Source organism: Streptococcus himalayensis, from assembly GCF_001708305.1.
Classification (GTDB): domain Bacteria; phylum Bacillota; class Bacilli; order Lactobacillales; family Streptococcaceae; genus Streptococcus; species Streptococcus himalayensis.
On sequence record NZ_CP016953.1, the window covers coordinates 501,860 to 523,828 of the forward strand.

At 40.1% G+C, this 21,969-nt stretch carries 21 protein-coding genes and 1 pseudogene; 7 read left to right on the plus strand and 15 right to left on the minus strand.

What is annotated here, in order from left to right; genetic code table 11:
* Positions 1-473: 473 nt before the first annotated feature.
* The 9 genes from BFM96_RS02460 to BFM96_RS02500 all read right to left on the minus strand — a co-directional run bounded on the left by BFM96_RS02460 (position 474) and on the right by BFM96_RS02500 (position 10,092).
* Positions 474-1,556, minus strand: a complete 1,083-nt coding sequence (locus BFM96_RS02460; protein WP_068989852.1) for a hypothetical protein — start codon at positions 1,554-1,556, stop codon at positions 474-476.
* Positions 1,557-1,609: 53 nt separating this feature from the next.
* On the minus strand, positions 1,610-2,107 hold the full coding sequence (locus BFM96_RS02465; RefSeq protein ID WP_068989855.1) for a kinase: 498 nt from the start codon (positions 2,105-2,107) through the stop codon (positions 1,610-1,612).
* Positions 2,107-2,544, minus strand: coding sequence for a CoA-binding protein (locus tag BFM96_RS02470; protein WP_068989858.1), 438 nt, complete (start codon positions 2,542-2,544; stop codon positions 2,107-2,109). Before BFM96_RS02470 ends, BFM96_RS02465 begins: the two co-directional genes overlap by 1 nt.
* Before the next feature lie 198 nt (positions 2,545-2,742).
* Entirely contained in the window at positions 2,743-5,382 is a 2,640-nt protein-coding gene (gene polA / locus BFM96_RS02475) for a DNA polymerase I (RefSeq protein WP_068989861.1), read from the minus strand.
* A 164-nt stretch (positions 5,383-5,546) separates the two neighbouring features.
* Positions 5,547-6,677, minus strand: a complete 1,131-nt coding sequence (locus BFM96_RS02480) for an ABC transporter ATP-binding protein (protein ID WP_068989864.1) — start codon at positions 6,675-6,677, stop codon at positions 5,547-5,549.
* 543 nt (positions 6,678-7,220) lie between these two features.
* The gene (locus tag BFM96_RS02485) at positions 7,221-7,763 is read right to left on the minus strand and encodes a DUF6287 domain-containing protein (protein WP_188595297.1); all 543 of its coding nucleotides are present in this window, start codon (positions 7,761-7,763) and stop codon (positions 7,221-7,223) included.
* A 91-nt stretch (positions 7,764-7,854) separates the two neighbouring features.
* Positions 7,855-8,217, minus strand: a complete 363-nt coding sequence (locus BFM96_RS02490) for a DUF1304 domain-containing protein (RefSeq protein ID WP_068989868.1) — start codon at positions 8,215-8,217, stop codon at positions 7,855-7,857.
* Positions 8,218-8,232: 15 nt separating this feature from the next.
* Positions 8,233-8,667: a MarR family winged helix-turn-helix transcriptional regulator gene (locus tag BFM96_RS02495; RefSeq protein WP_068989871.1), complete on the minus strand. Its 435-nt coding sequence runs from the start codon at positions 8,665-8,667 to the stop codon at positions 8,233-8,235.
* A 99-nt stretch (positions 8,668-8,766) separates the two neighbouring features.
* Complete coding sequence (locus BFM96_RS02500; protein WP_068989874.1) at positions 8,767-10,092, minus strand: LPXTG cell wall anchor domain-containing protein; 1,326 nt, start codon at positions 10,090-10,092, stop codon at positions 8,767-8,769.
* A gap of 149 nt (positions 10,093-10,241) precedes the next feature.
* Between BFM96_RS02500 and BFM96_RS02505 the strand changes: the two genes are divergently transcribed.
* A complete protein-coding gene (locus tag BFM96_RS02505; protein ID WP_068989877.1) occupies positions 10,242-10,589 on the plus strand; it encodes a helix-turn-helix domain-containing protein in 348 nt (115 codons plus the stop codon).
* Between the two features lie 71 nt (positions 10,590-10,660).
* On the opposite strand, the gene BFM96_RS02510 is transcribed toward BFM96_RS02505, so the two are convergent.
* A complete protein-coding gene (locus BFM96_RS02510) occupies positions 10,661-11,269 on the minus strand; it encodes an HAD-IA family hydrolase (RefSeq protein ID WP_068989880.1) in 609 nt (202 codons plus the stop codon).
* A 1,007-nt stretch (positions 11,270-12,276) separates the two neighbouring features.
* Here BFM96_RS02510 and BFM96_RS02515 point away from each other — a divergent pair.
* The 4 genes and pseudogenes from BFM96_RS02515 to BFM96_RS11315 form a co-directional block, all read left to right on the plus strand.
* Positions 12,277-12,492: a hypothetical protein gene (locus tag BFM96_RS02515; RefSeq protein ID WP_068989882.1), complete on the plus strand. Its 216-nt coding sequence runs from the start codon at positions 12,277-12,279 to the stop codon at positions 12,490-12,492.
* A gap of 291 nt (positions 12,493-12,783) precedes the next feature.
* A complete protein-coding gene (locus BFM96_RS02520; RefSeq protein WP_068989884.1) occupies positions 12,784-13,464 on the plus strand; it encodes a hypothetical protein in 681 nt (226 codons plus the stop codon).
* Between the two features lie 9 nt (positions 13,465-13,473).
* On the plus strand, positions 13,474-13,977 hold the full coding sequence (locus BFM96_RS02525) for a hypothetical protein (RefSeq protein ID WP_068989887.1): 504 nt from the start codon (positions 13,474-13,476) through the stop codon (positions 13,975-13,977).
* A gap of 100 nt (positions 13,978-14,077) precedes the next feature.
* A pseudogene (locus tag BFM96_RS11315) lies at positions 14,078-14,287 on the plus strand (IS630 family transposase); the annotation flags it as partial.
* A gap of 190 nt (positions 14,288-14,477) precedes the next feature.
* Here the strand turns inward: BFM96_RS11315 and BFM96_RS02535 are convergent.
* The 3 genes from BFM96_RS02535 to BFM96_RS02545 all read right to left on the minus strand — a co-directional run bounded on the left by BFM96_RS02535 (position 14,478) and on the right by BFM96_RS02545 (position 17,728).
* Complete coding sequence (locus tag BFM96_RS02535) at positions 14,478-15,749, minus strand: MATE family efflux transporter (RefSeq protein ID WP_068989892.1); 1,272 nt, start codon at positions 15,747-15,749, stop codon at positions 14,478-14,480.
* A 65-nt stretch (positions 15,750-15,814) separates the two neighbouring features.
* Positions 15,815-17,299 carry a threonine synthase gene (gene thrC / locus BFM96_RS02540; protein WP_068989895.1) on the minus strand — a complete coding sequence of 495 codons (1,485 nt, stop codon included), beginning with the start codon at positions 17,297-17,299 and terminating at the stop codon, positions 15,815-15,817.
* 90 nt (positions 17,300-17,389) lie between these two features.
* A complete protein-coding gene (locus BFM96_RS02545) occupies positions 17,390-17,728 on the minus strand; it encodes a helix-turn-helix domain-containing protein (protein WP_068989898.1) in 339 nt (112 codons plus the stop codon).
* 144 nt (positions 17,729-17,872) lie between these two features.
* Between BFM96_RS02545 and BFM96_RS02550 the strand changes: the two genes are divergently transcribed.
* Entirely contained in the window at positions 17,873-18,484 is a 612-nt protein-coding gene (locus BFM96_RS02550; protein WP_068989903.1) for a DUF4230 domain-containing protein, read from the plus strand.
* Between the two features lie 137 nt (positions 18,485-18,621).
* Complete coding sequence (locus BFM96_RS02555) at positions 18,622-19,878, plus strand: ISL3 family transposase (RefSeq protein ID WP_068989905.1); 1,257 nt, start codon at positions 18,622-18,624, stop codon at positions 19,876-19,878.
* 69 nt (positions 19,879-19,947) lie between these two features.
* Here BFM96_RS02555 and BFM96_RS02560 read toward each other — a convergent pair whose 3' ends face one another.
* Together BFM96_RS02560 and BFM96_RS02565 are read right to left on the minus strand one after the other, a co-directional pair.
* A complete protein-coding gene (locus BFM96_RS02560; protein ID WP_068989906.1) occupies positions 19,948-20,832 on the minus strand; it encodes an ROK family protein in 885 nt (294 codons plus the stop codon).
* A 142-nt stretch (positions 20,833-20,974) separates the two neighbouring features.
* Positions 20,975-21,898: a dihydrodipicolinate synthase family protein gene (locus tag BFM96_RS02565; RefSeq protein WP_068989909.1), complete on the minus strand. Its 924-nt coding sequence runs from the start codon at positions 21,896-21,898 to the stop codon at positions 20,975-20,977.
* Positions 21,899-21,969 lie beyond the last annotated feature (71 nt).

Here is a 21,969-nt window from a genome sequence, read left to right on the forward strand (position 1 = left end):
CGATTTGAGAATTCTACTCTATCAAAATCAGACTAGGCAACGAAACCTAGAGTTCAGCAAGGTGAGCTACCCACATCAGATTTTGATTTTTGACGATTATAAAGCTCAGTAAGGCATGTGAACAATGGCAGAGTTGGATGTGCCTAGTCCATCACTCTAATCACTGCGATAAGATGCTAAGAAAACATTCTTCATACTCATTTAATTTCAAAAATAGCTAAACCATATATAAAAATTTATTTTTTGCTATGAAATGAAGTGGACTAAATAAGTCAAACAGGATGCTTTTTCAGCAAATGAAAAGGATAGTGATAAAAAAGAGGTAGGAAACATCTAAGAAAGGCCCAAAATCGCTACCTTTGATTTTCATTGAGTATCAACATAGAAAAACGCATGATAGCAAGACTTCAAAAAGCTTGCTATCATGCACTTTTTATCACATCTACTATTGACACAACCTCTTTAGGATATTTCTAGTCTTCTTTCAGCTGAACACCATTAGCAATCAAGCGCTCTACACTCACCTTGCCAATCCCTTGCAAAGCCAACAAATCCTTTTTCTTAAATGACTGAAAATCTTCTGGTCGAATCAAGCCTTCTTCAAGCAAGGATTCAACGGCTCCACTTGGTAAACCTGCAAATAGCGGATTGCGTTCAGTATGAAGCTCAAATTCTGCCTGATAATACTCTTCATAGTGCTTCCGTAACCATTCAAAGACAATTTCTGTCCCAAACAGAAACTCCTCTAATCCATCGAATAAGGAAAGACTTGAAACTTCGAAATACCCCTCTTTTGAAATCGAAAACATCGTACGTGCACTTTTTACATCTCTAGAAAAGTCAAGAGCAGCTAGAAAATTCTCATCCAGATCTATCATTTTCTTAAAGAGATGCTGGGCATCCAGGCTCCGCTCTGTGATAATCGCCAACACAAGGAGTTTCCCAATCATCTCCGCATCCTCTTTGTGTTCTTTCTGGTTTGCAAATTTCACAGCCTTATCCCATTGGTAAAGAAAACAATAAAGTACCATCATCATATACCGACTTCCCAAATTATCACTAGGGTTCATCCGATAGAGTTCTTCAAAATGTTTCAAAGCCTGTGGATACATTTTTTGGTTAAAATACTGAAAAGCCAAACGATTTTTCAAACGCATGTAGGGCCGTTCTTTGAAATTCACCCAACCAGACCGTTCTCCTTTTAACCACTTTTTCCGCTCCTGACTCTCGAATTCCTTGAGTTGGGATAATACTTCCAATTGGTTAACTGACTCTACTTCCAACTGGGCAATCTTTGCATCTATATTCTCTTTGTCTCGTTCTAGAATCTGTTGAGCGAGTTGTAAACGTCTTGTATCCTCTCTTTCGTAGGCTAATTCTTCCAGCAAATCAGACAATTCCATGAAACCTGCCTGGCCTTGACGTTTTTTCTGATTTTGCTCATTGTATAGGTTCATATAAGCTGCAACCGCTTCTTCAACACTTTCATATTCTGTGAGGTGCTCCTCTAAAAATGTTTCAACATTCCCAAATAATTCCTCTGTTAAATAACTCATTCCGTTTTCCTTTATTTTTTACAAAAACAATGCTACTTTTTTCAATCCATTCATCAGCTATGTTCAATTGCTTGACAAATCAGTTGAACAGTCGCTTCTAAACTCAGCTCAGCTGACAGCAAGACTTCTTCTGCCCATCCAAGATAATCCTTCTCTTTCCACCACCGCTTCATATCGTCCGGTGTAAAATCAGCCCTTTTGGAGCGAGTAGCATGCCGCTTAACCGTTTCTTCAAAGGGGATATCATAGTAATAGGCATAGACACGAGGAGCAAACAGCTGACGCAATTGCGCTAGCATCTCCCCATAAATATCAGCTTCATAAAAGCCTTCAACAATGACCAGCAAATCCTCTGCATACCCGAAACGTGCGATGGTTTCTGTCAGCCCAATGGATAGATTTCCTGGCTCAACTTTTTCTTTCAACATGGTTCTTCTAACATTATCTTGAGAAACCACTAAGGTTTTACGGTCATAGTGATGTTGCATGGCCTCTGCCAGACTCGTCTTTCCTGAACCAGAATTGCCGCGGATAATGACCAAGGTAGACACTAGCTTACTCCTGTCATCAAGCGAACGTATTCTCGCTTGATACAACGATTCATCACCACATCGTCACGACCGGCAGTTTCTAAAATAGCGGCTGCCTCTTCGTTTTGAAGCTCTAATTGGGCCCAGAAAATCTTGGCATTTGTTTCAACAAACTCCCGTGCCACATCTGGCAAAAACTCGCTTCTACGAAAGACATTCACGATGTCAATCGCTACAGGCACATCCGCCAGAGTTGCATAGACCGTTTCCCCTAAAATCTCGCTGCCAGCTAGACGAGGATTGATTGGGATAATCTGATAGCCCATGTCCTGCATAAATTTCGCAATGCGGTTGCTGACTGTTTCTTCACGATTGGACAAGCCAACCACTGCAATGGTCTTACTATTAGCTAGATAACTCTTCACTTGTTCGTCTGTTGGATTTTGAAATTCGTACATGGTACTTCCTCCTTTTTCCTCTATTATACCACATTGAAAAGGCTTTCGAATAGAAAATGCAAAAAGAAGAGCCCTTTACGAGCCCTTCTTTCGGAGATTATTATGAAAAAGTTTAGGATGTTATCAAAATAAAGTTAGGAGGTCTTTATTTGATGGTATTAGTATATCGCCTGTAGCTTAAAATAACCTAAAACGAGATTATTTTGCTTCATACCAGGTTTTTCCTGCATTTTCATCTGCCTCCAGGGGAACGGAGAGAGCAATAGCGGTCTCCATCGTTTCTTTGACCAACTGACGAATAACGGTCAACTCCTCATTAGGCACTTCAAGGACAATTTCATCGTGGACTTGCAACAGCATCCGCGTTTTAAACTGACCATCGGTCAAAGCCTGATCCAAACGAATCATAGCAATTTTTAAAATATCAGCGGCACTTCCTTGAATAGGAGAGTTAATCGCTGTTCTCTCCGCAAAACTACGCACATTGAAATTCCGAGAATTGATATCTGGAATTTCGCGACGGCGGTGAAAGAGGGTTTCTACATAGCCTTTATCCCTTGCTTCCCGCACGACCGTTTCCATATACTCCTTGATTTTAGGATAGCGTTCAAAATACATATCAATGTAAGATTTCGCTTCTTGACGTGTGATGCCAAGGTTATTGGACAAACCAAAGTCTGAAATCCCATACACCACCCCAAAATTCACAGCCTTGGCATTTCGGCGGTCATTAGAGGTGACATCCTCGGCCTTTTCAATACCAAAGACCCGCATAGCTGTCGAGGTATGGATATCCGCTCCATGGTTAAAGGCATCAATCAAATGCTCATCTCCTGAAATGTGGGCCAAAACCCGCAATTCAATCTGGGAATAGTCCGAACTCAACAGCACACTGTCCTTCCACTCTGGCACAAAGGCCTTACGAATCAAGCGTCCTTGATCCAAGCGAACAGGGATATTTTGCAGATTTGGGTCAATGCTGGACAGGCGACCTGTCTGGGTCAAATCCTGCACATAACGCGTATGAATCTTCCCGTCTGCTAAGATGGAATCTTGCAGGCCAATCACATACGTTGATTGCAGTTTGGCAATTTGGCGATATTCCAAGATTTTGGCCACGATGGGTGCAATGGGAGCCAAACGCTCCAAAACATCAACTGCTGTCGAATAGCCCGTTTTGGTTTTCTTAGTCATCTCCAAAGGCAATCCTAACTTTTCAAAAAGAATCACACCCAGCTGCTTGGGGGAATTGATATTAAATTTTTCGCCAGCCATCTCGTGGATTTCTTGGGTCAAACGAGCTAAGACAATCTCATTTTCTGCCTGCATGTCTTGAAGAGTGGCCTTCTCCACTCGGATTCCTGCGATTTCCATCTTGGCAAGGACATAGGCCAAAGGCTGCTCCATTTCTTCTAACAAGGCCATTTGCCCGTGCTCTTGCAAAGCCTCTCTCATCGGCTGCTCTGTCTCGACCAGCACTGCTACCTTCCTTGCTAAATGGGCAAAAAGCACATCCTTTTCTGGAACAGCTTGCTTGGCCCCACGGCCGTAGAATTCTTCATCCGTCGGAAGAATCGTTGTTCCATACAAGTTCGCGATGGTTGAGATAGCATTATCTTCTACGGTTGATAGAAGGTATTTAGCCAAACGACTATCAAAAGCTGGACGCACAAGGTTAATCCCCAGTCGGCTCAATAGCACCTTGGCCCGCTTGAAATCATACACACAGAGAGCTGTACTCTCTAAAAACTCCTTAAAAACGGGCTGGGTCAGAAGGGTCAAGTCATGACTGACATAGATTTTCTCCTTATTGCCCCAAGCAAAGCCAACCATTTCTTCCGTATGGTAATTGTCCTTCACGAGCTCAAAATGGAAAAATTGGTCTTGAGAGAGCATGGTTGGGTCAACACTTGTCACCTCTGTAAAAGCTACTTCCGTCGTATCAGTGGTTTCCTCAGCCGCATTCATCGCTTTTTTCAGCTGGGTAAAGCCCATTTCATCATAGAAACGTCCAAGTTCCTCGACCTTGGGACCCTTGTAGGCTAAATCTGTCAGGCCAATTTCAATCGGTGCTTTTGTATCAATGGTCGCAAGCGTCTTAGACAAGAAGGCAATGTCCTTGTCATTGATGAGATTTTCCTTCATCTTGGACTTCTTCATCCCCTCGATATTTTGGTACAATCCTTCTAAACTACCATATTCCTTGAGCAACTTCAGACCTGTTTTTTCTCCAATCTTCGTCACTCCAGGGATATTGTCCGAAGAATCTCCCATCAAGGCTTTTAAGTCAATAAATTGAGCAGGCGTGATGCCCATCTTTTCCATCAGATACGCAGGAGTGAAGGCTTCAAACTCTGCGACCCCTTTTTTCGAAATCTCAACCACCGTATGATCATCTGCCAGCTGAATCAAGTCCTTATCCCCGCTGACAATGGTCACAGAAAAACCATCAGCCTCTGCTTGTTTGGCCAAGGTTCCGATAATATCATCTGCTTCGTACTGCTCCAAATCATAATGCTGAATGCCCAGTACCTCAATCATCTGGCGAATAAAAGGAAATTGCTCACGAAATTCATCTGGAGTTTTGGCACGACCGCCTTTGTAGTCTGCATACATCTCTGTCCGAAAGGTCGTCTTGCCCGCGTCAAAAGCGACTAAAATGTGGCTTGGCTGAATCCGCTCCAAAAGATGATGGAGCATAAGATGAAAGCCATAAATCGCATTGGTATGAAGGCCACTCGGACTCTTAAATCGATCCATCTGCTGGTAAAGGGCAAAAAAGGCCCGAAAAGCGACGGAAGAACCGTCAATCAGTAATAATGTTTTCTTCGTTTCCATAAACCTATTATACCATAGACCTAGGCAGAAGCGAGCAAATCACCATCATAGAAAAACTCGCTGACATCTTAGCTAAAGATTCCAAGCGAGTTTTAGGCTAATTTATCTGATGCTGCGGCTCAGGAAGGTAAGTATACAGTATCACACGTTCATTTCAAACAGAATCAATAGACTGTTTTTTCTGTCTCAGGATCAAAGAAATGAGCCTTATTCAAATCAAATCCAAGCTCTATCTGACTCCCCGCTTTCAAATGATCTCGCGCATCTACACGCGCGATGAATTCATTGTGTCCTAACTGACAATACAAATGAGCTTCAGAACCAAGTAATTCTGAAACCGAAATGGTCGCTCTCACAACTGAATCTGGAAATGTTTTAAGAAATGCAACTTCCATATTCACATCTTCTGGTCGAATACCAAAAATCAGTTTCTTACCTGCATAGCCTTTATCGCGTAGTACTTTAAGGCAACCTTCAGGTACCTTCAACCGCAATTCTTCAGCTACAATTTCATGGCCTTCTAAAGTCACATCCATGAAGTTCATGGCTGGGCTTCCGATAAATCCTGCTACAAATTTATTGACTGGGTGATGGTAGAGCTCTTCTGGACTGCCAACTTGCTCAACGCGACCAATCGTTCCTGTACCTGCTTCATTTTTCGTAGCAGACATGATAACGATACGGTCTGCCAAGGTCATCGCTTCTGTTTGGTCATGGGTTACATAAATCGTAGTCGCACCGATACGACGGTGGATTTTTGCGATTTCTGCACGCATGGATACCCGCAATTTCGCATCCAAGTTTGACAAAGGCTCATCCATCAAGAATACTTTGGCATCACGGACAATCGCACGTCCCATAGCTACCCGCTGACGTTGCCCCCCTGACAAATCTGCTGGTTTTCTTTGCAAGAATTCTGTCAGAGATAGGATTTCCGCAGCTTCGCGTACCCGTTTGTCGATATCTTCCTTGGAATACTTACGAAGTTTCAGTCCAAAAGCCATGTTATCGTACACTGTCATGTGCGGATATAGGGCATAGTTTTGGAAAACCATGGCAATATCCCGGTCTTTTGGAGCTATGTCATTCACCAAGTCTTGGTCGATATACAACTCTCCTTCAGTAATATCTTCAAGCCCAGCAATCATGCGGAGCGTTGTTGATTTCCCACAGCCAGACGGTCCAACGAAAACGATAAATTCCTTGTCCTTGATATCCAGATTAAAATTTTCAACTGAATAATGTTCACTATTTGGGTATTTTTTATAAATACTTTTTAATTTTAATTCGACCATGGCAACTCCTTTTTGTATGTTAAGCGTTTTCATTTCTATTATATCACTTTTCCTTGTTTAGTCAAACGTTTGCATAGCTTCTTCTAAAAGTTTACAATAAAAACAAAAAATGATGAGAGTCTCGTTCTCAACCTCCTGAAAGGTCAGATTTTCAACAATTTGGTGTAATATAGCGAACCTTCAAGCATACTCCATAAAAATCAAAATCTGACTAGGGAGTTTGGGACAAAAAATTTTCACGTTAGAAATTCTATAGCTTCATATAGTATCTTTTACTAAAATAGATACAAAAAGCGAACAAAGAGAGAGTTTTAAGATTTTAACTCTTCCTTTGTTCGTTTTTTACTTTTCTAATCAGACTTTTGTCCCAAACTCGGTGATAGATAAAACTAGCGTAGCTTGTGTCCTAAAAACCGCAGGGATAACTGAGGTTAGCTGAGGATTATTTCATAATCCTTATTTCCAACCTTCAACAGTTCTCTGGACTGTTGAAGCAAGGTAAATTAACGACGTCAGATTTTGATTGTTGATGAGTATTAAAGATTATTGAGAAACACGGTAGTAAAACTGACCTTGCTCCGCAAAACTGTTCATTCCAACACCTGTCCAAATTCTGTCTTTCTTAGAATCAGATGTATCTGTAAAATTCTCATGATTTTCAATCGTCACACCAGCGGGGATAAATTCGATAAGAAAACCTCCTGTTTCACCTCCATAGATACCTCCTGAAGCCGTTCCATAATCTGTCGCAGATAGACCATAGCCTTCATAAACATCTGATACAAGACCCTTATCGTCAAAAGTTAAGGTATTTCCTTCTTGGTCCTTCCAGGTACCTTTCACCGTCTGATAAGCCCCATTGACTAATTCCGTGATATTCATCTTACTGCTTTCTTCTTTCGTTATTTTTGTAGAACTTGTGCTTCCATCACTACTTGAAGCGCTGTCCATAGCCTTTTCACTACTCGAAACTGTCGTCTGAACTTTACTGCTGCTCGCGTCTCCTTCTGGCTGAGCTTGATTTGAACAGGCTCCTAAAACAAGAGCAAGAACAGATAAACCGACAAGATAGATTCTTTTTTTCATGATTGACTCCTCTCTGTTTACTTTTCCTACTCCCATTATATACCTTTTTATTGTTTAGAGCAAAAAAAGCCGAGTTTTCTCGACTTTTTCTTTACTTCAACAACAAAATGCTCAAAAGAGCTAAAATAGCTGGGCCACCTTGTTTGAGGAGAATAGACTTATTAGAGGTTGCTGCTCCATAAAGGGCAGCGCCAATCACATACAGGACAAAAATCGTAACGATTTCCAAGCTGTGTGAAATGAAAATCCCGTAGAGAAGAAAAATTGCTAACAAGCCATTGTAAATGCCTTGATTTTTAAAGAGAACCGTCACAGAGGGGCGAGCTAGCTCATCCTTAGCCATATTGAAAGTCTGACTAGTCTTGTCAGAAGTAGTGGCAATAGTCTCTAAGTAAAAAATATAGAGGTGCTCAAGGGCAACAAGAGTTGCTAAAATAGTCGTAATCAGGGACATAGGATTTCCTTCTTTCTAATCTTTTTCAATAGCAAGATTTTCCAAACCAACAACCAGCTTATCCAGCAAGGTTTGAAGGGTGATACTTTCCTCCTCGGAGAGAACCCCTTCCATTTGCTCTTTTACGGCCAAGTGATGACTGGGCGGTGCAGTGATAAGCTGTTCTTTGGCAAAATCCGTCACATCAACCAGAATTTCACGCTGATTTTTGGGATTGCGCGTTCTGCTCACATAACCTTTTTCTTCTAAAATCTTAAAATGCCGAGTCAGGGCTGCCTGATCGATTTTTAGAGCGTTCTGAACCTGAATCTGGTTACAAGGTGCCTCTTTTAACAAGACCTGCAATAACTCATAGCGTGTCAAACTGATGCCCAAGCCTTTTTCAAACAACTGAGTCACCGCTTGATCCGTTACATGAAGCTGGTAGAGAATGTGATGGATGGCTGTCATGCTATTTCCTTTTTATAATTGATTTGTCAATCATTGACTAGTCAATTATAAACCGCCAAAAAGAAAAAATCAAGCTATTTGCTTGATTTTCTGAAAAACTTAGTTTGATTTACGTGAATAGGCTAATCCCAACATACTTAATAATCCTGCTCCTACAAAGCCTAATAAACTCACATGATCCCCTGTTTTTGGAAGTAGTTTACCTTTTTCAGATTTTGCAGCTGTTTGGCTAGTACTGCTAGCATTCTCTGGTTCGTAAACAATACCATATTGAGAGAACTGGCTCATGGTAAAAATGACTTGATTAGTCCTTGCATCGTAACGAAACGCAAGATCTTCTATCGTACCTGTCTCTGGCAAGTAATAAATGACTTTTAAGACTTTTCTTCCTTTTGCAACTGGAAGTGTCACTGTAGCATTCTCACTGAACTGCACTACATTGCCATTTTCATCCAGAGGATTAATGTCATACAAATCGACATCCTTCATCGAAAGTCCATTTGGTAATTGTGCATTTGTGACTGGCGTACTACGAATACTCTTAATACGCTCAGCATCTTGGCTTGATACAGTCACCGTCACACCCGCTGATGAACCTTGAAGAACAGATGGAGCTGATGGTGCACCTAGCGGAATTTCAGCTATTAAAGTGCTATCTGTACCCACAGGTTGGCTCGTCGTAGTTCCTGATGGGCTAGCTACTGTCTCTGATGGTTGAGCGCTGTTCTCCTTATCTATTGGAAGAGGCACATTTTTCTTAGGAATCGAGCCGTGCTCTGCTTTATAGTCTGCCCAAGCTTTAGCAAATGTATGAATATAATCATAAGCTGATACACCTCTACCAATAGTCTCTGCAAGTTTTCCATCAGGTTTAGTTAAACGAAATTTATAGGGAGGAATTTTATCTTGCTCGGTCACTATATAATCCGACAATTCTTCAAAAGATAAGCCATATTCGGCTAAGATAACTTGTAAATCGTAACTAGAATCTTCTTTTTGGACCTTTCCTTGAAGATAGGTATCCAAAGCCTGTTCTAAACGTTCTCGTTTCGTCTTCAGTTCTGACTCAATTTTACCTAGCTGAGGTTCTTTTTCTGCAAGTTGCTTTCTCAATTCTTGCTTTTCTTCTTCTGTTAACTGTTTCCAATCAACATCATAAGTTCTGAGACCTCCTTCGGGTATAGGTTCTTTATTTGGATCTGTATCCAATAATCTAAATTTTAAAACACCAACCTCATATTCAAGTGATTGTTTCAGTAGCCATAATTGCTCCAATTCTTGATTTAACTGTGCAATTTCTGCTAAAGAATCCGACGATGTTTGCATAGGAACGCCATTTTCCTCTGCATAAACCCCGACAAGCGGACTAATAGTATTTAATACGGTTATAGTCGTCAAGCTTACAGCAATTTTTTTAATATTCATCTTATTCTCCTTTTGGCTATATAATATTGTTTTGAGACTATTTTATCACAAAATATAGTTTGCGGTCAAATATTTTTATTATTTTTATAGTCTGTAAGTAGGTTCTTTGTCACCCAAAATACCTGTATCATAGAATAAAAGGAAAGAACATGACGAATTACAATTTACAAAAATACATAGGTTCTCGAGTAAGGGTTTTGCGAAAACGGAGAAAAATGAGCCAGCAACACCTTAGTGAATCTGCTGATGTGGGTACTGATTACATCTCAACACTCGAAACCAAAGGTTCCAACATTAAAATTGATACCCTAGAAAAAATCATTATTGGACTAGAGGCAAGCCCAGCTGAATTTTTCCAATTTCATACTAACCTCGAGAATCCTGACTTATTGGAGTTTGTAGAAGAAATCTCTACGCTAGATTCAGAAGAACAAAAGGAATTACTCCATTCTTTTAAAACAATTCTATCTATTATAAAACAGAAAAAGGCAGATTAGTGTACCGACCTCCCTATTGTTAGATTTTGGTCTAACTTTTGGGAGCGTACATAAAATCCACCTTTTTATTTTTATATCTTCAAAGTTTTGATATCCAATAATATCGAAATTTCCTGATTGACAGGTGATGGGTAGGCTTGAAAATTAATACTTTGAATACCGGCATGGATTGCTACCTCCACATCCAGCCGACGGTCCCCGATGTAGTAGGTGCTAGCCTTGTCTAAATCATATTTCTCCACTAGATAATCAATGGCAGCTGGATGAGGCTTTCTCGCAAAGCCATCTGCACTGGTCACAATTTTCGTGAAATACTGGGCAATCCCCAAATCAGCTAAGACCTGATGGGCATTGGCTCCCTTGTGGGTGTAGACAAAGTTAGCAATTCCTGCGTCTTCTGCCCAAGTCAACACTTCTTTGGCCCCTGCCATTAGATGAATCTGCGCATTTTTCTCCTGCAAGCTACTACCGCGGTAGGCATTCAGCTTACGTGCGTCCAAATCATTTTCTGCCGCTACCTTTTCTAGCAATTCCCAGACCGAATGCTGTAAAATAAAGCTCCGAATCGCCTCACGATTAAACTCCAAGTCATAATGAGCATAGGTTTCCTCAATACCTGCCAAAATCGCATCATAGGAATCCAGTAAGGTGCCGTCTAAATCCCAAATAAAGCTCGTCATATCGTCCTCCTTTGTTTTCATTGAAAAAATACTATCTATGATATACCTAGTGTAGCTTAAATTTTAGAATGCTGGAACTTGTTACGCAGACCTAGCACTTTTTGGGAGTGGGACTCAATCGTTATTTCGAAGAAATCGATTTTCCTCACTCCTTTATCTTTAGGTTCAGGCTAAACGAATCCACTGGATTCGTTTACTCCCACCCACCACCACAAGTTGACTGGCTTTCACAATTGAGAATTGCGAAAGGTTGGAAATAGAGCTAGCGAACATTTCGCTAACCTCTTCTACTAGAATGTTGATTTATCAACGTTCTACAAACCAGACAACTTGTGATAGTTTGCAATATGGCTATAACTCTCGGTATTTCTTGAAGTAGTTCATGCTCTAGACAATACTGGACTTCCTGCGAAATTGCAAACCTAACTCTCTGTTGATAATTCCAGCAATGAAATACATTCATAATCCCAACCATTTACGATGATGGCGATAAGGTATCAAAAAGACTTTGAAGGTTTTGAATGTGCAAAGATATTTTCTATCTTGATTCTGACCCTTGAAAGCAAGCAATTATAAATTTACTTAATTCCCGTGGTGTCTGTTCCCCCTAGGTTCACAATCACTTGTTCTTTTAGGGCATGAAATTTTTTCTTACCAGAGTAACTAGGAAGATTACTTTTTTAAGGCGGTTTCTCTTGACTTCTGTCGCATCAACGATAACCGTTTCCTCTGCTTTCATACTTCAGTTGATGTGCTTTCTATCAACACGACCAATATAACTTCAAATATAGAGCGTTCAAGACCAATAAGACGCTTAAAATGAGGTTCACTTAATGTTTTACTTGCTTCATCATTCCTAACTTTATTATATCACTTTGTTTGACAAGGAGTCTATTCTATAAATCCACTAAAAAGAAACACCGTTTTTAGCAAAACAAATGAATACGTTATTTTACTATAGGTATGCTATAATATTCTCTATTAAAATAGAACGAAAAAGAGGAAATATGAAACAGAAAACAACTCTATTGCATTCTCTTGGGCTAACACTTTTTAGTACTACTTTACTATTGAATATTGAGCATGTAGCTTTTGCCGATGATTCAATGAATGTGACCGACAGCTATATTGATTACAATTCAGATTCTTCTCCGCAAACACTTGATTCATCCATTGAAGCTGCATTGCAAAATGGGGTTATCCTAGTTGAGACTGAAGAATAAGTATTTCATAATAAGAATGCAGCCAATCAAGATACTAAGTTACAAATCAACGCTATCAACCAAGTAATAGAATCCTCTAAAAGTGAACATCCAAAATATCATCAAGAACTACAAAATTACCAAACTTATCTTGAGGAGACCATCACTAAAATTGGTGAAACAGAAAAGCAAAAAACACAATTATAAACTAAAACTAGTCAACATTTATTTGATATGGTAAAAACTTTTTTTCTAAATTATTACCTAAAAAGAAAAATTAACCCCTAATAAAGCTAAGAAAAGAAGGTAATCATGTCACTAAGAAAACTACTTAAACAGCTATTTTTATCTACAATAATATCTATGCTATCAACGTTTTGGTTATACAACCATTTGGGAACTCACACTGTCTATTACTTTAAGCACTCCCACCTTACCCCTAAAAAAGGCATTCCGTTTATATTAGTTGATTATTTATATTATCATATAAATCCAGACTTTGTAGAAAGAAAATCAGAAAATGGGATATTTAGATACTCTTATGATGGTATTAATTACATTACATACCTCCATTTAAAAGATAGTGAGAATTATAGCTATTCATTGTCACAAGTTAATTATTTTAATTATAAATATAAACTAAGAATGCCAGATCCATTAAAAACTGATGGAGAAAATGCGTATTACTTCTTTGATCGTAATTTTAATCCTTTAGAAAAAACACATTATCCAAGTAATAGCGTCAAGCAAACCTCCTTTTCTGACGAGGAAAAACATTTAATGTATCAAACCACTAATCAAACTGCTAGCCAATTATTGGATAATCTCCCCACTCCTATCATCGATTTACAGTGGTTCTTTGATTGGACTTATAAAGGACATAAAATAGTGAAAATTTTTCTACTATCCTTTCTAATGACGAATTGCTTGACTGGCATTAAAATATGGTGGAAGCGAAGATTAAAAAGAAACAGTGATACATCAAGTCAATAGGAAACAAACATGAAAAAACTACGAATCATACTTGCTATAATATTTTCTTGCCTCATCCTTTGGGGTGTTGGAAAGCTGTATATCGCCTATAATCTATCTCATTATGCAGGTTACTATGTCCAACAGTTACCTCGGAAAGAGGGGACAAATCCTGAATTGGTTATTATATTAAGTCGTCTAGATGATATAGAGAAACCTACTAGAAATAAATTATCCTACGATTTCGATGGGAATGGTGCTATTTTATTGGATAACTCTTTAATATTAAGTCGAAGATCATATATTCATCTTTGGGATCATACTGAAGATAAGAAATATGTTTTTAATAAATTAGGCGGTTTTTCTTATTATTACACGGATGATATCGACAATACAAATTCTGATATACAATATCAAAAAGAAGCTGAATTACTTCTGGATAAAATCTTGTCCCCAATCCTAGAAGCGCAACCCAAACCTAAAATAAACCTTCAAAAGTTGTTTAATGAGAAGTATTATAAACAATTTAATTAAAAACTTCCTACTTAAATCCATTTAACTCTAGATAAATTTCTCGAATTATTCTACTGAATTTTCCTACGAGAAGTTTGGAGACTATCTCCAGATATAAACAATGGTTTACGGGGAGTTCATGACAAGTGATTTTTTTGAATGGTCATTTCAGAAATCTTTGTTACCGACATCAGGTATACCATCGGTCATTATGATGGATAATGCTAGGTTTCAAGGGAACAAACATTTACCTCTTTCTCCCCACTCACCTGGGTACAATCCTATCGAGAAAAACCAGGCTTATATCAAAAAATACCTCAGAAAAGCATGACCAAATGGCGATACTTTTCTTGAGGTCTTTTCTTATTTCTGTTGATTATATCTAGTAAAAATCTTTTTTATACTCATTTAACATCAAAATCTGACTAGGCAACGAAATCATAGCTAGAACTGAAGTTCAGCAAGGTGAGTTAACGACGTCAGATTTTGATTTTTGACGAGTATTAAATGGTTTGGAGAGCTTACGCTCCTATTCTTTTTTTATAAAGCAGTCCCAAAAATAGCCAGCGAAAGGCATTGTCTAAAAGCGTTCCAGCCCAGATACCGGGTAAGCCAAGACCCAAGGTCACGCCAAGCAGGTAGCCTGTGCCAATTCGAATTCCCCACATACCAATCGTTGTCGCGTAAAAAGGAAGTTTGCCATTGCCTAAGCCCTGCCATACCGCCGTGTAGATGACAGTTCCTATTGTAAATGGCGTCCCTAAAAGCGAGAAGAGGATAACCAAGAGACTGGCAGCGACTGCTTCCTTATCCTGTGTATACAACTGCGTTAAGGGAGTTCCAAAAGCGTAAATCAAAAGCGCCAATGGCAGCATGAAACCAAGGGTTAACCAATAGCTTTTCCTTGCTATCTGGCTAATTTCCTCTCTATTTCCCTGACCCAAGCTACGTGCTACCAAGAGGACGGTCGCTGTTGCAATCCCAAATGCTGGCATATAATTGAACTGGGTGAGTACCTCGCCAATCGCATTCCCTGCGACAGCCTGCGTTCCAAAGCGTACGACAAGGGCGATAATGACGACATCGCCTGCCCGCATCATGAGACGCTCTCCTGCCGCTGGTAAGGATAGGCGAAGCAACTCCCTATCTAGGCTCCAGCTAGGCTTAGCAAAGGAAATCGTGAGGGATTTCCACAAGACCACAACCCCCACTAGGCGAGCCAAAACGGTTCCTAGAGCAACACCTACAATCCCCCAGTCAAGGATGAAAATAAAAAAACTAGAGAAAAATGCATTTAAAACATTGGTTAGCAAGCTAACATACATGGGCAAACGAGGATTGCCAGTCGTGCGTACCAAGGCCCCCAGACTGGTCATTAAGCCTAAAAAGACAATCGTCCCACCTACAATGGCTAGAAAGATGCCTCCTGCTTCTGCCACAAGTTTTTCAGTTCCTAATAAACTGAGAATCTCTTGTCCAAAGCAAAGGGAAATCAAGCCCAGGATGAGACTCATCAATAGGGTCATTGTCAGTGCTCCCGTTGCATGATTAGCCTGTGATTTTTGGTCCCCTGCACCCATACTGCGTGCTAACACACTTGAAATAGCTGCTCCTAAGGCAATAAAAATGGCCTGATAAATCGCAATGATATTTCCTGCGACAGATACGCCTGAGATAGCGACTAAGCCTAAACTAGCCACCAAGTAACTATCCACCATCCCCATGAGCATTTGCAAGACATTTTCTGCCATAGCTGGCAAGGCTATCTGCATTATTTTTTTGTATTCTACCATATCGCAAAGAGGCGAAGAGCTTGCTCCTGCCTCCACTTTCTATTATTTTTAACAATGATTTCTGACTAAACTCCTAGGTAGCGCTCAACTTCTCTTTGCATATCAGCTGCTGCAACAACTGTCTTATGGCGAACAGGGGCTGTTTCTAAACCGTCTACTGCTGGTGGAAGAGCCACTCCTGATAAACTCTGTAAAGTTGCAAGAGCCTCAAAATCACTCAAGCCTGTTTCTCCTGTGATGGCTTCCACTGCAACAACGGGGAATTTATAAGGACTAGCCGTTGAAGCAATCACTGTTTTTCTGCTGTCTTGACTGGCTATGGCATATTTTTGGTAGACGCTAGAAGCAACTGCTGTATGCGGATCTTCGATGTAGCGAGACATATCATACACACGCTTAATTTCTTGAGCGGTCTCTTCTTCCGTCGCCCATTCTGCTGCAAAGAGGTCCAATATCTCTGGATCTACTGGGTCTAATTGGTACTGACCCTCTCTTGATAAGGCTGTCATCAATTGAGCTGTTTTTGCCGCATCATTTCCTAACAGGTGGAAAACCAGGCGTTCCAAGTTTGATGAAACAAGGATGTCCATGGACGGACTGGTTGTTACCTTAAAGGCACGTTTCTTATCATACACCTTGGTCTTAAAAAAGTCGGTCAAGACGTTGTTTTCATTCGAAGCACAAATCAATTTTCCAACTGGTAAGCCAATTTGTTTGGCATAAAAAGCCGCAAGAATATTCCCAAAATTGCCTGTTGGAACTGTGAAATTGACTTCCTGTCCTGCTACAATTTCACCTGCCTTAACCAATTGCGCATAGGCATAGACATAGTAAACAATCTGTGGCACAAGGCGACCAATATTCATTGAATTAGCAGATGAAAATTGCATCTTCTGTTCTGCTAATTTCGCACGCAAGGTTTCATCGTTAAACATTTCCTTGACATTGGTCTGTGCATCGTCAAAGTTTCCGTCAATAGCAACCACATGGGTATTGTTGCCTGTTTGAGTGGTCATTTGCAATTCTTGAACTTTGCTGACACCATCTTTGGGATAAAAGACAATAATTTCAGTCCCTGGAACATTCGCAAAACCAGCCATCGCAGCCTTTCCAGTATCGCCAGAAGTTGCTGTTAAAATGACGATTTTATTTTCCAATCCATGCTTTTTAGCTGCTGTTGTCATCAAGTAAGGCAAGATAGACAAGGCCATATCCTTAAAGGCAATCGTTGAGCCGTGGAATAACTCGAGATTGTATTGTCCATCTAGCTTTACCAAGGGTGCAATGTGCTGATCATCAAACTTGCTGTCATAGGCATTGGTAATGCAATAATCTAATTCAGCTTCCGTAAAATCATCCAGGAATGCTCCTAAAATGACCTTTGCTACTTCCTGATAAGACAGGTCTTTCAAACGTTCAAAGTCCAATTCTACTTTAGGATAGGTCAGCGGGGTAAAGAGGCCTCCATCTGTTGCCAAACCTTGCAAAATAGCCTGACTGGCGGTTACGGTATTGTGGCTATCTCGTGTTGATTGATATACTAATGTCATCTTCCTAGTCCTTTTTCGTGGTATTTCTACTATTATAGCATGTTTTTTCAGAAAATTCTCGCATCGTGATGAGAAAAATAGATTTTACATTTAACAATCCGCTTCATCTAAAATTCTAACAAAAATCTGACTATACCGTTCTGCCTTATCTGTATCTAACTGCTCCAATTGCTTGATCAATAACTGCATATTGGGTCCATATTTAGGCTGCTTAGGTTCTGTCAGGGAAATCAAATCAGCAATGGTCACCTTCAATACTTCCGCAATAGAGGATAGTTTGTCAATACTGATATTTTGTTTTTCCATCCTCTCCATTTTGGAGATAAAATTCACAGAAAGGTCACTATATTCTGCTAATTTTTCCTGGGTCAACCCCCGCATAATTCTATATTTACGAATGTTTTGCCCTAGTTCTAATTTATGTTCCATACCTAGTCCATCCTTCATTCTTTATATAATAAAGATAGGACTTTTTAAAAGGTTTCTAAACCCAATATAGAAACAGTTTTAAACTTGAATTATAGTACATGTTTTGGTATAATCCTGTTATATTCATCAATAGGAGGATTTTTTATGAAATTATTCAGCGGCATGTTCCAAAAAGCAGGAGCTAAAATCATCTATCTATTCGTTCTGATTGCATTAATTGTTGGAGGATGGCTTTTCATGACTCGAAATGCCAATCAAACAAAAATCAATTCGACTGTCGTATCTGCCAAATTAGAGGCTGCCAAAGAACTTACGACTGCCAAATATATCTATACAGATGTTGAAGAATACAATAATACTCAAAAACTATTCGGTACTCTCGACATCCCATTTTTAACCTCAAAACACCTCATGATTAGTTTTAACGGCATTATCCATGCAGGAATTGATTTGAAGGATATTAAGGTGGATGCACACGGGAAAAACATTGCAATTCAGCTACCGAAACCCAAAATTCTCTCTCATGAACTAGATGAAGAGTCTATCAAATACTATGACCAGTCTTCAGGACTCTTTAATCCCATTACGATTGAGGATTCTACCAAAGCAAAAAAAGAATTGAAAGAAAACATTGAAGAAAAAGCTATCGAGAATGGACTGTTAACAGAAGCGACCGAATCTGCCAAGAAGAGTATTACCGAACTGCTAACATTCGATGATACGATTAAACAAGAATACACTATTACATTCCCATAAAGCCTAAAACTCGGCTCTATAATATCTGTAGTGGGTAAATCCACTGTGGAGATTATGGAACCTTTTTCAGTGTAGAAAAAAAAGTTCCATATGACCTATAATGAAAAGCGACAAAACCATCATTTAGAAAGACTCATATGGAACAACTAAATCTTATCACAAATTTTCTCAAAATGAAAGACAAAAATATCACGATCACTAATGAATGCGACATGGGAACACACTTAGAACTCCACGGTCACTTGGATTACACAGCCCCTAAATGCTCTTCCTGCAAGGGACAAATGGCTAAGTACGACTTCCAGAAAGCCTCTAAAATCCCCTACTTAGAAACTGCTGGCTACCCGCTACTTATCCGCCTTCGAAAGCGTCGTTTCAAGTGCAAAGACTGTGGGAAAATAGCGGTCGCTGAAACTCCTATTGTTAAGAAGAACCATCAAATCTCTGTCGCTGTCAACCAGAAAATCGCACAATTACTCATCGAAAAGCAAGCAATGACACATATCGCACACAGACTCTCCATTTCAACATCTACAGTTATTCGAAAACTCAATGAGTTTAAGTTTGAAACGGATTGGGCTAAGCTTCCAGAAGTCATGTCCTGGGATGAGTATGCCTTCAAGAAAGGGAAAATGAGCTTTATCGCTCAAGATTTTGACACAAATAACATCATCGCTATCCTTGATGGAAGAACGCAAGCAACCATCCGAAATCACTTTCTGAGATACCCTAGACAGGTCAGAAACCGCGTTAAATTCATCACTATGGACATGTTTAGCCCTTACTATCAACTAGCCAAACAACTTTTTCCTCATGCTAAAATCGTGCTTGATCGTTTCCACGTTGTGCAACATCTCAGCCGTGCTATGAACCGTGTCCGCATACAAATCATGAATCAATTCGATAGAAAATCCCAGGAATACCGTGTCTTAAAACGCTACTGGAAACTGGTACAACAAGATAGCCGTAAACTCAGTGATAAACGATTTTATCGCCCTACATTTCGCATGCATTTGACCAATAAGGAAATCTTAGACAAGCTCCTATCCTACTCAGATGAGTTACGACAACATTATGAACTCTATCAACTTCTTTTATTCCATTTCCAAGAGAAGAACTCAGAGCATTTCTTTGACCTAATTGAGCAAGAAAGAGCCACTGTTAACCCTATTTTCCAGACGGTATTTAAGACCTTTCTAAAGGATAAGGACAAGGTTTTAAACGCTTTGGAATTGCCTTATTCCAACGCTAAATTGGAAGCTACCAATAATCTTATCAAAGTCATTAAACGAAATGCCTTTGGTTTCAGGAACTTTGAAAACTTCAAAAAGCGGATTTTGATTGCCTTAAACATCAAAAAAGAGAAGACCAAGTTGGTCCTCTCTAGATGTTAGCTGACATCTACCCACTACAGTTGACAAAGAGCCTAAAACTCTCGCGGTAAATGACGCGAGAGTTTTTGATTATCCCTGTTTTTGTTTGAAATGATAGTAAGCTCCAAACATCCCTGCTGTATTTTGGTGTTGGGCAAAAACAATCTTGGTTTTTTCGGCGATACTGGATACAAGATTGGCTTTCACAGCCGCTTCGATTTTTGGTTTTAAAATCGCTTCTTGCCCCATGATACCACCGCCTAAAATCACCACTTCTGGATTGGCCACATAGCAGATATTGGCAATTCCTTTTGCCAAATAATGCACCATACGGTCCACTCCCTGCACGCAGAGCGGATTGCCTTTTTGAATTTCTTGGAAAATCCGCCGTCCATTCCAATCTTTGACATCATCACCATGGGCTTCTGCCACATAGCGAACCAAGGCAGTCGTTGACGCCAAATCTTGGAAAGCTCCGTCTGGTAAGTGGAGATAGCCCACTTCACAGGCCGAATTGCTAAAACCGTGGAAAACATGGGAGTCAATCAAGAGACAACCCCCGATACCTGTACCGACTGTCAAGCAAACAGCTACCTTTGCCCCTTTCCCACTTCCTGAAACAACCTCAGCAAGCCCTGCGCAATTGACATCATTTTCAATCTCACACGGAATGCCAAACTGGGCTTCTAAATCTTTTTTAAACTGCGTACCAGCATAGTTTGGAATTTGTGGTCCAGCGTAGAAAATCTCTCCCTTATCTGGATCGACCATTCCTGCTGAGGAAATGCAAATGCCAGATAAACTAACTTCTTCCAAGTAAGTTGAGACAATCGTCGCCACCTTTTTCAAAATCTCTGGACCGCCTTTATGAGCCTCTGTCGGCATTTCTTGGCTGACCAACAAATGAGCTTCCTCATCAATCAAACCGTACTTGATACTAGTCCCACCAATATCAATGGCAACATATTTTTTCATGAGTCACCTCTTCTCCTCTTCCTCTAGTAAAACGAGCTTAGTGTAGCAGACACCTTAGTTGAACGGGTACTACTCACCGTTCGCACCCCACCCAACTATGCAGGAGACACCAACATCGCATTCGTTGAAATCGTGCTGCTAATTACGCTCCCAAGAAACGCTCTTTGGTTTCACGAATTAAGCGGGCAGCTCCTTCGACAACGGCTTTATCAGACTCACATACTGGAGTTAAAGGTGCACGTACGCTTCCTAGATTTAATCCTTCGTTGATACGCAATACTTCTTTGATCACCGCATACATATTGCCATGTGCAGCTACTAAATGCTTGATAATATCGTTAATCGCAAATTGCAATTCTTTAGCTGTTTCCAAATCCTTGTCTGCAATCAATTGGTTGAGTTTCAAGAAGAGTTCTGGCATGGCACCGTAAGTTCCTCCGATACCAGCAGCAGCACCCATGAGACGACCACCTAGGAATTGCTCATCTGGACCATTAAAGACGACATGGTCATCGCCACCAAGACTAGCAAAGGTTTGGATATCCTGAACTGGCATAGAAGAATTTTTCACCCCAATAACCCGTTCATTTTTGAGCATTTCTTTGTAAAGACTAGGAGTGAGGGCTACACCTGCCAACTGAGGAATATTGTAAATCACAAAATCCGTATTTGGAGCTGCTGCACTCATGTCATTCCAGTATTGGGCAACAGAGTATTCTGGCAAGCGGAAATAAATCGGTGGAATTGCCGCAATCGCATCCACTCCAAGACTTTCTGCATGGCGTGCCAATTCGACGCTATCTTTTGTATTGTTACAAGCAACATGGGCAATAATGGTTAATTTCCCTTTGGCAACAGCCATGACTTCTTCCAACACGACTTTACGGTCGGCCACACTTTGGTAGATACATTCGCCAGAAGAACCATTGACATACAAGCCTTGCACGCCTTTTTCGATAAAGTATTCTGCTAGGCTACGAACGCCTTCTCGGCTAATCTCCCCATTTTCATCATAACATGCATAAAATGCAGGGATAATTCCATGGTATTTTTCTAAATTTTTCATTTGTTTTCTCCATTACAAAAGAAAGAACATCTGCTTTCTTTGTCTTTCTATTACGTAAAAGTCCAACCCAA

What these genes read in the sequence shown, in the direction of transcription:
- BFM96_RS02460 (WP_068989852.1), bottom strand. Translation starts at nt 1,556, where the DNA reads ATGAGTTATTTAACAGAGGAATTATTTGGGAATGTTGAAACATTTTTA.
- BFM96_RS02470 (WP_068989858.1), bottom strand. Translation starts at nt 2,544, where the DNA reads ATGTACGAATTTCAAAATCCAACAGACGAACAAGTGAAGAGTTATCTA.
- polA (WP_068989861.1), bottom strand. Translation starts at nt 5,382, where the DNA reads ATGGAAACGAAGAAAACATTATTACTGATTGACGGTTCTTCCGTCGCT.
- BFM96_RS02480 (WP_068989864.1), bottom strand. Translation starts at nt 6,677, where the DNA reads ATGGTCGAATTAAAATTAAAAAGTATTTATAAAAAATACCCAAATAGT.
- BFM96_RS02485 (WP_188595297.1), bottom strand. Translation starts at nt 7,763, where the DNA reads ATGAAAAAAAGAATCTATCTTGTCGGTTTATCTGTTCTTGCTCTTGTT.
- BFM96_RS02490 (WP_068989868.1), bottom strand. Translation starts at nt 8,217, where the DNA reads ATGTCCCTGATTACGACTATTTTAGCAACTCTTGTTGCCCTTGAGCAC.
- BFM96_RS02495 (WP_068989871.1), bottom strand. Translation starts at nt 8,667, where the DNA reads ATGACAGCCATCCATCACATTCTCTACCAGCTTCATGTAACGGATCAA.
- BFM96_RS02500 (WP_068989874.1), bottom strand. Translation starts at nt 10,092, where the DNA reads ATGAATATTAAAAAAATTGCTGTAAGCTTGACGACTATAACCGTATTA.
- BFM96_RS02505 (WP_068989877.1), top strand. Translation starts at nt 10,242, where the DNA reads ATGACGAATTACAATTTACAAAAATACATAGGTTCTCGAGTAAGGGTT.
- BFM96_RS02510 (WP_068989880.1), bottom strand. Translation starts at nt 11,269, where the DNA reads ATGACGAGCTTTATTTGGGATTTAGACGGCACCTTACTGGATTCCTAT.
- BFM96_RS02515 (WP_068989882.1), top strand. Translation starts at nt 12,277, where the DNA reads ATGAAACAGAAAACAACTCTATTGCATTCTCTTGGGCTAACACTTTTT.
- BFM96_RS02520 (WP_068989884.1), top strand. Translation starts at nt 12,784, where the DNA reads ATGTCACTAAGAAAACTACTTAAACAGCTATTTTTATCTACAATAATA.
- BFM96_RS02525 (WP_068989887.1), top strand. Translation starts at nt 13,474, where the DNA reads ATGAAAAAACTACGAATCATACTTGCTATAATATTTTCTTGCCTCATC.
- BFM96_RS02535 (WP_068989892.1), bottom strand. Translation starts at nt 15,749, where the DNA reads ATGGTAGAATACAAAAAAATAATGCAGATAGCCTTGCCAGCTATGGCA.
- thrC (WP_068989895.1), bottom strand. Translation starts at nt 17,299, where the DNA reads ATGACATTAGTATATCAATCAACACGAGATAGCCACAATACCGTAACC.
- BFM96_RS02545 (WP_068989898.1), bottom strand. Translation starts at nt 17,728, where the DNA reads ATGGAACATAAATTAGAACTAGGGCAAAACATTCGTAAATATAGAATT.
- BFM96_RS02550 (WP_068989903.1), top strand. Translation starts at nt 17,873, where the DNA reads ATGAAATTATTCAGCGGCATGTTCCAAAAAGCAGGAGCTAAAATCATC.
- BFM96_RS02555 (WP_068989905.1), top strand. Translation starts at nt 18,622, where the DNA reads ATGGAACAACTAAATCTTATCACAAATTTTCTCAAAATGAAAGACAAA.
- BFM96_RS02560 (WP_068989906.1), bottom strand. Translation starts at nt 20,832, where the DNA reads ATGAAAAAATATGTTGCCATTGATATTGGTGGGACTAGTATCAAGTAC.
- BFM96_RS02565 (WP_068989909.1), bottom strand. Translation starts at nt 21,898, where the DNA reads ATGAAAAATTTAGAAAAATACCATGGAATTATCCCTGCATTTTATGCA.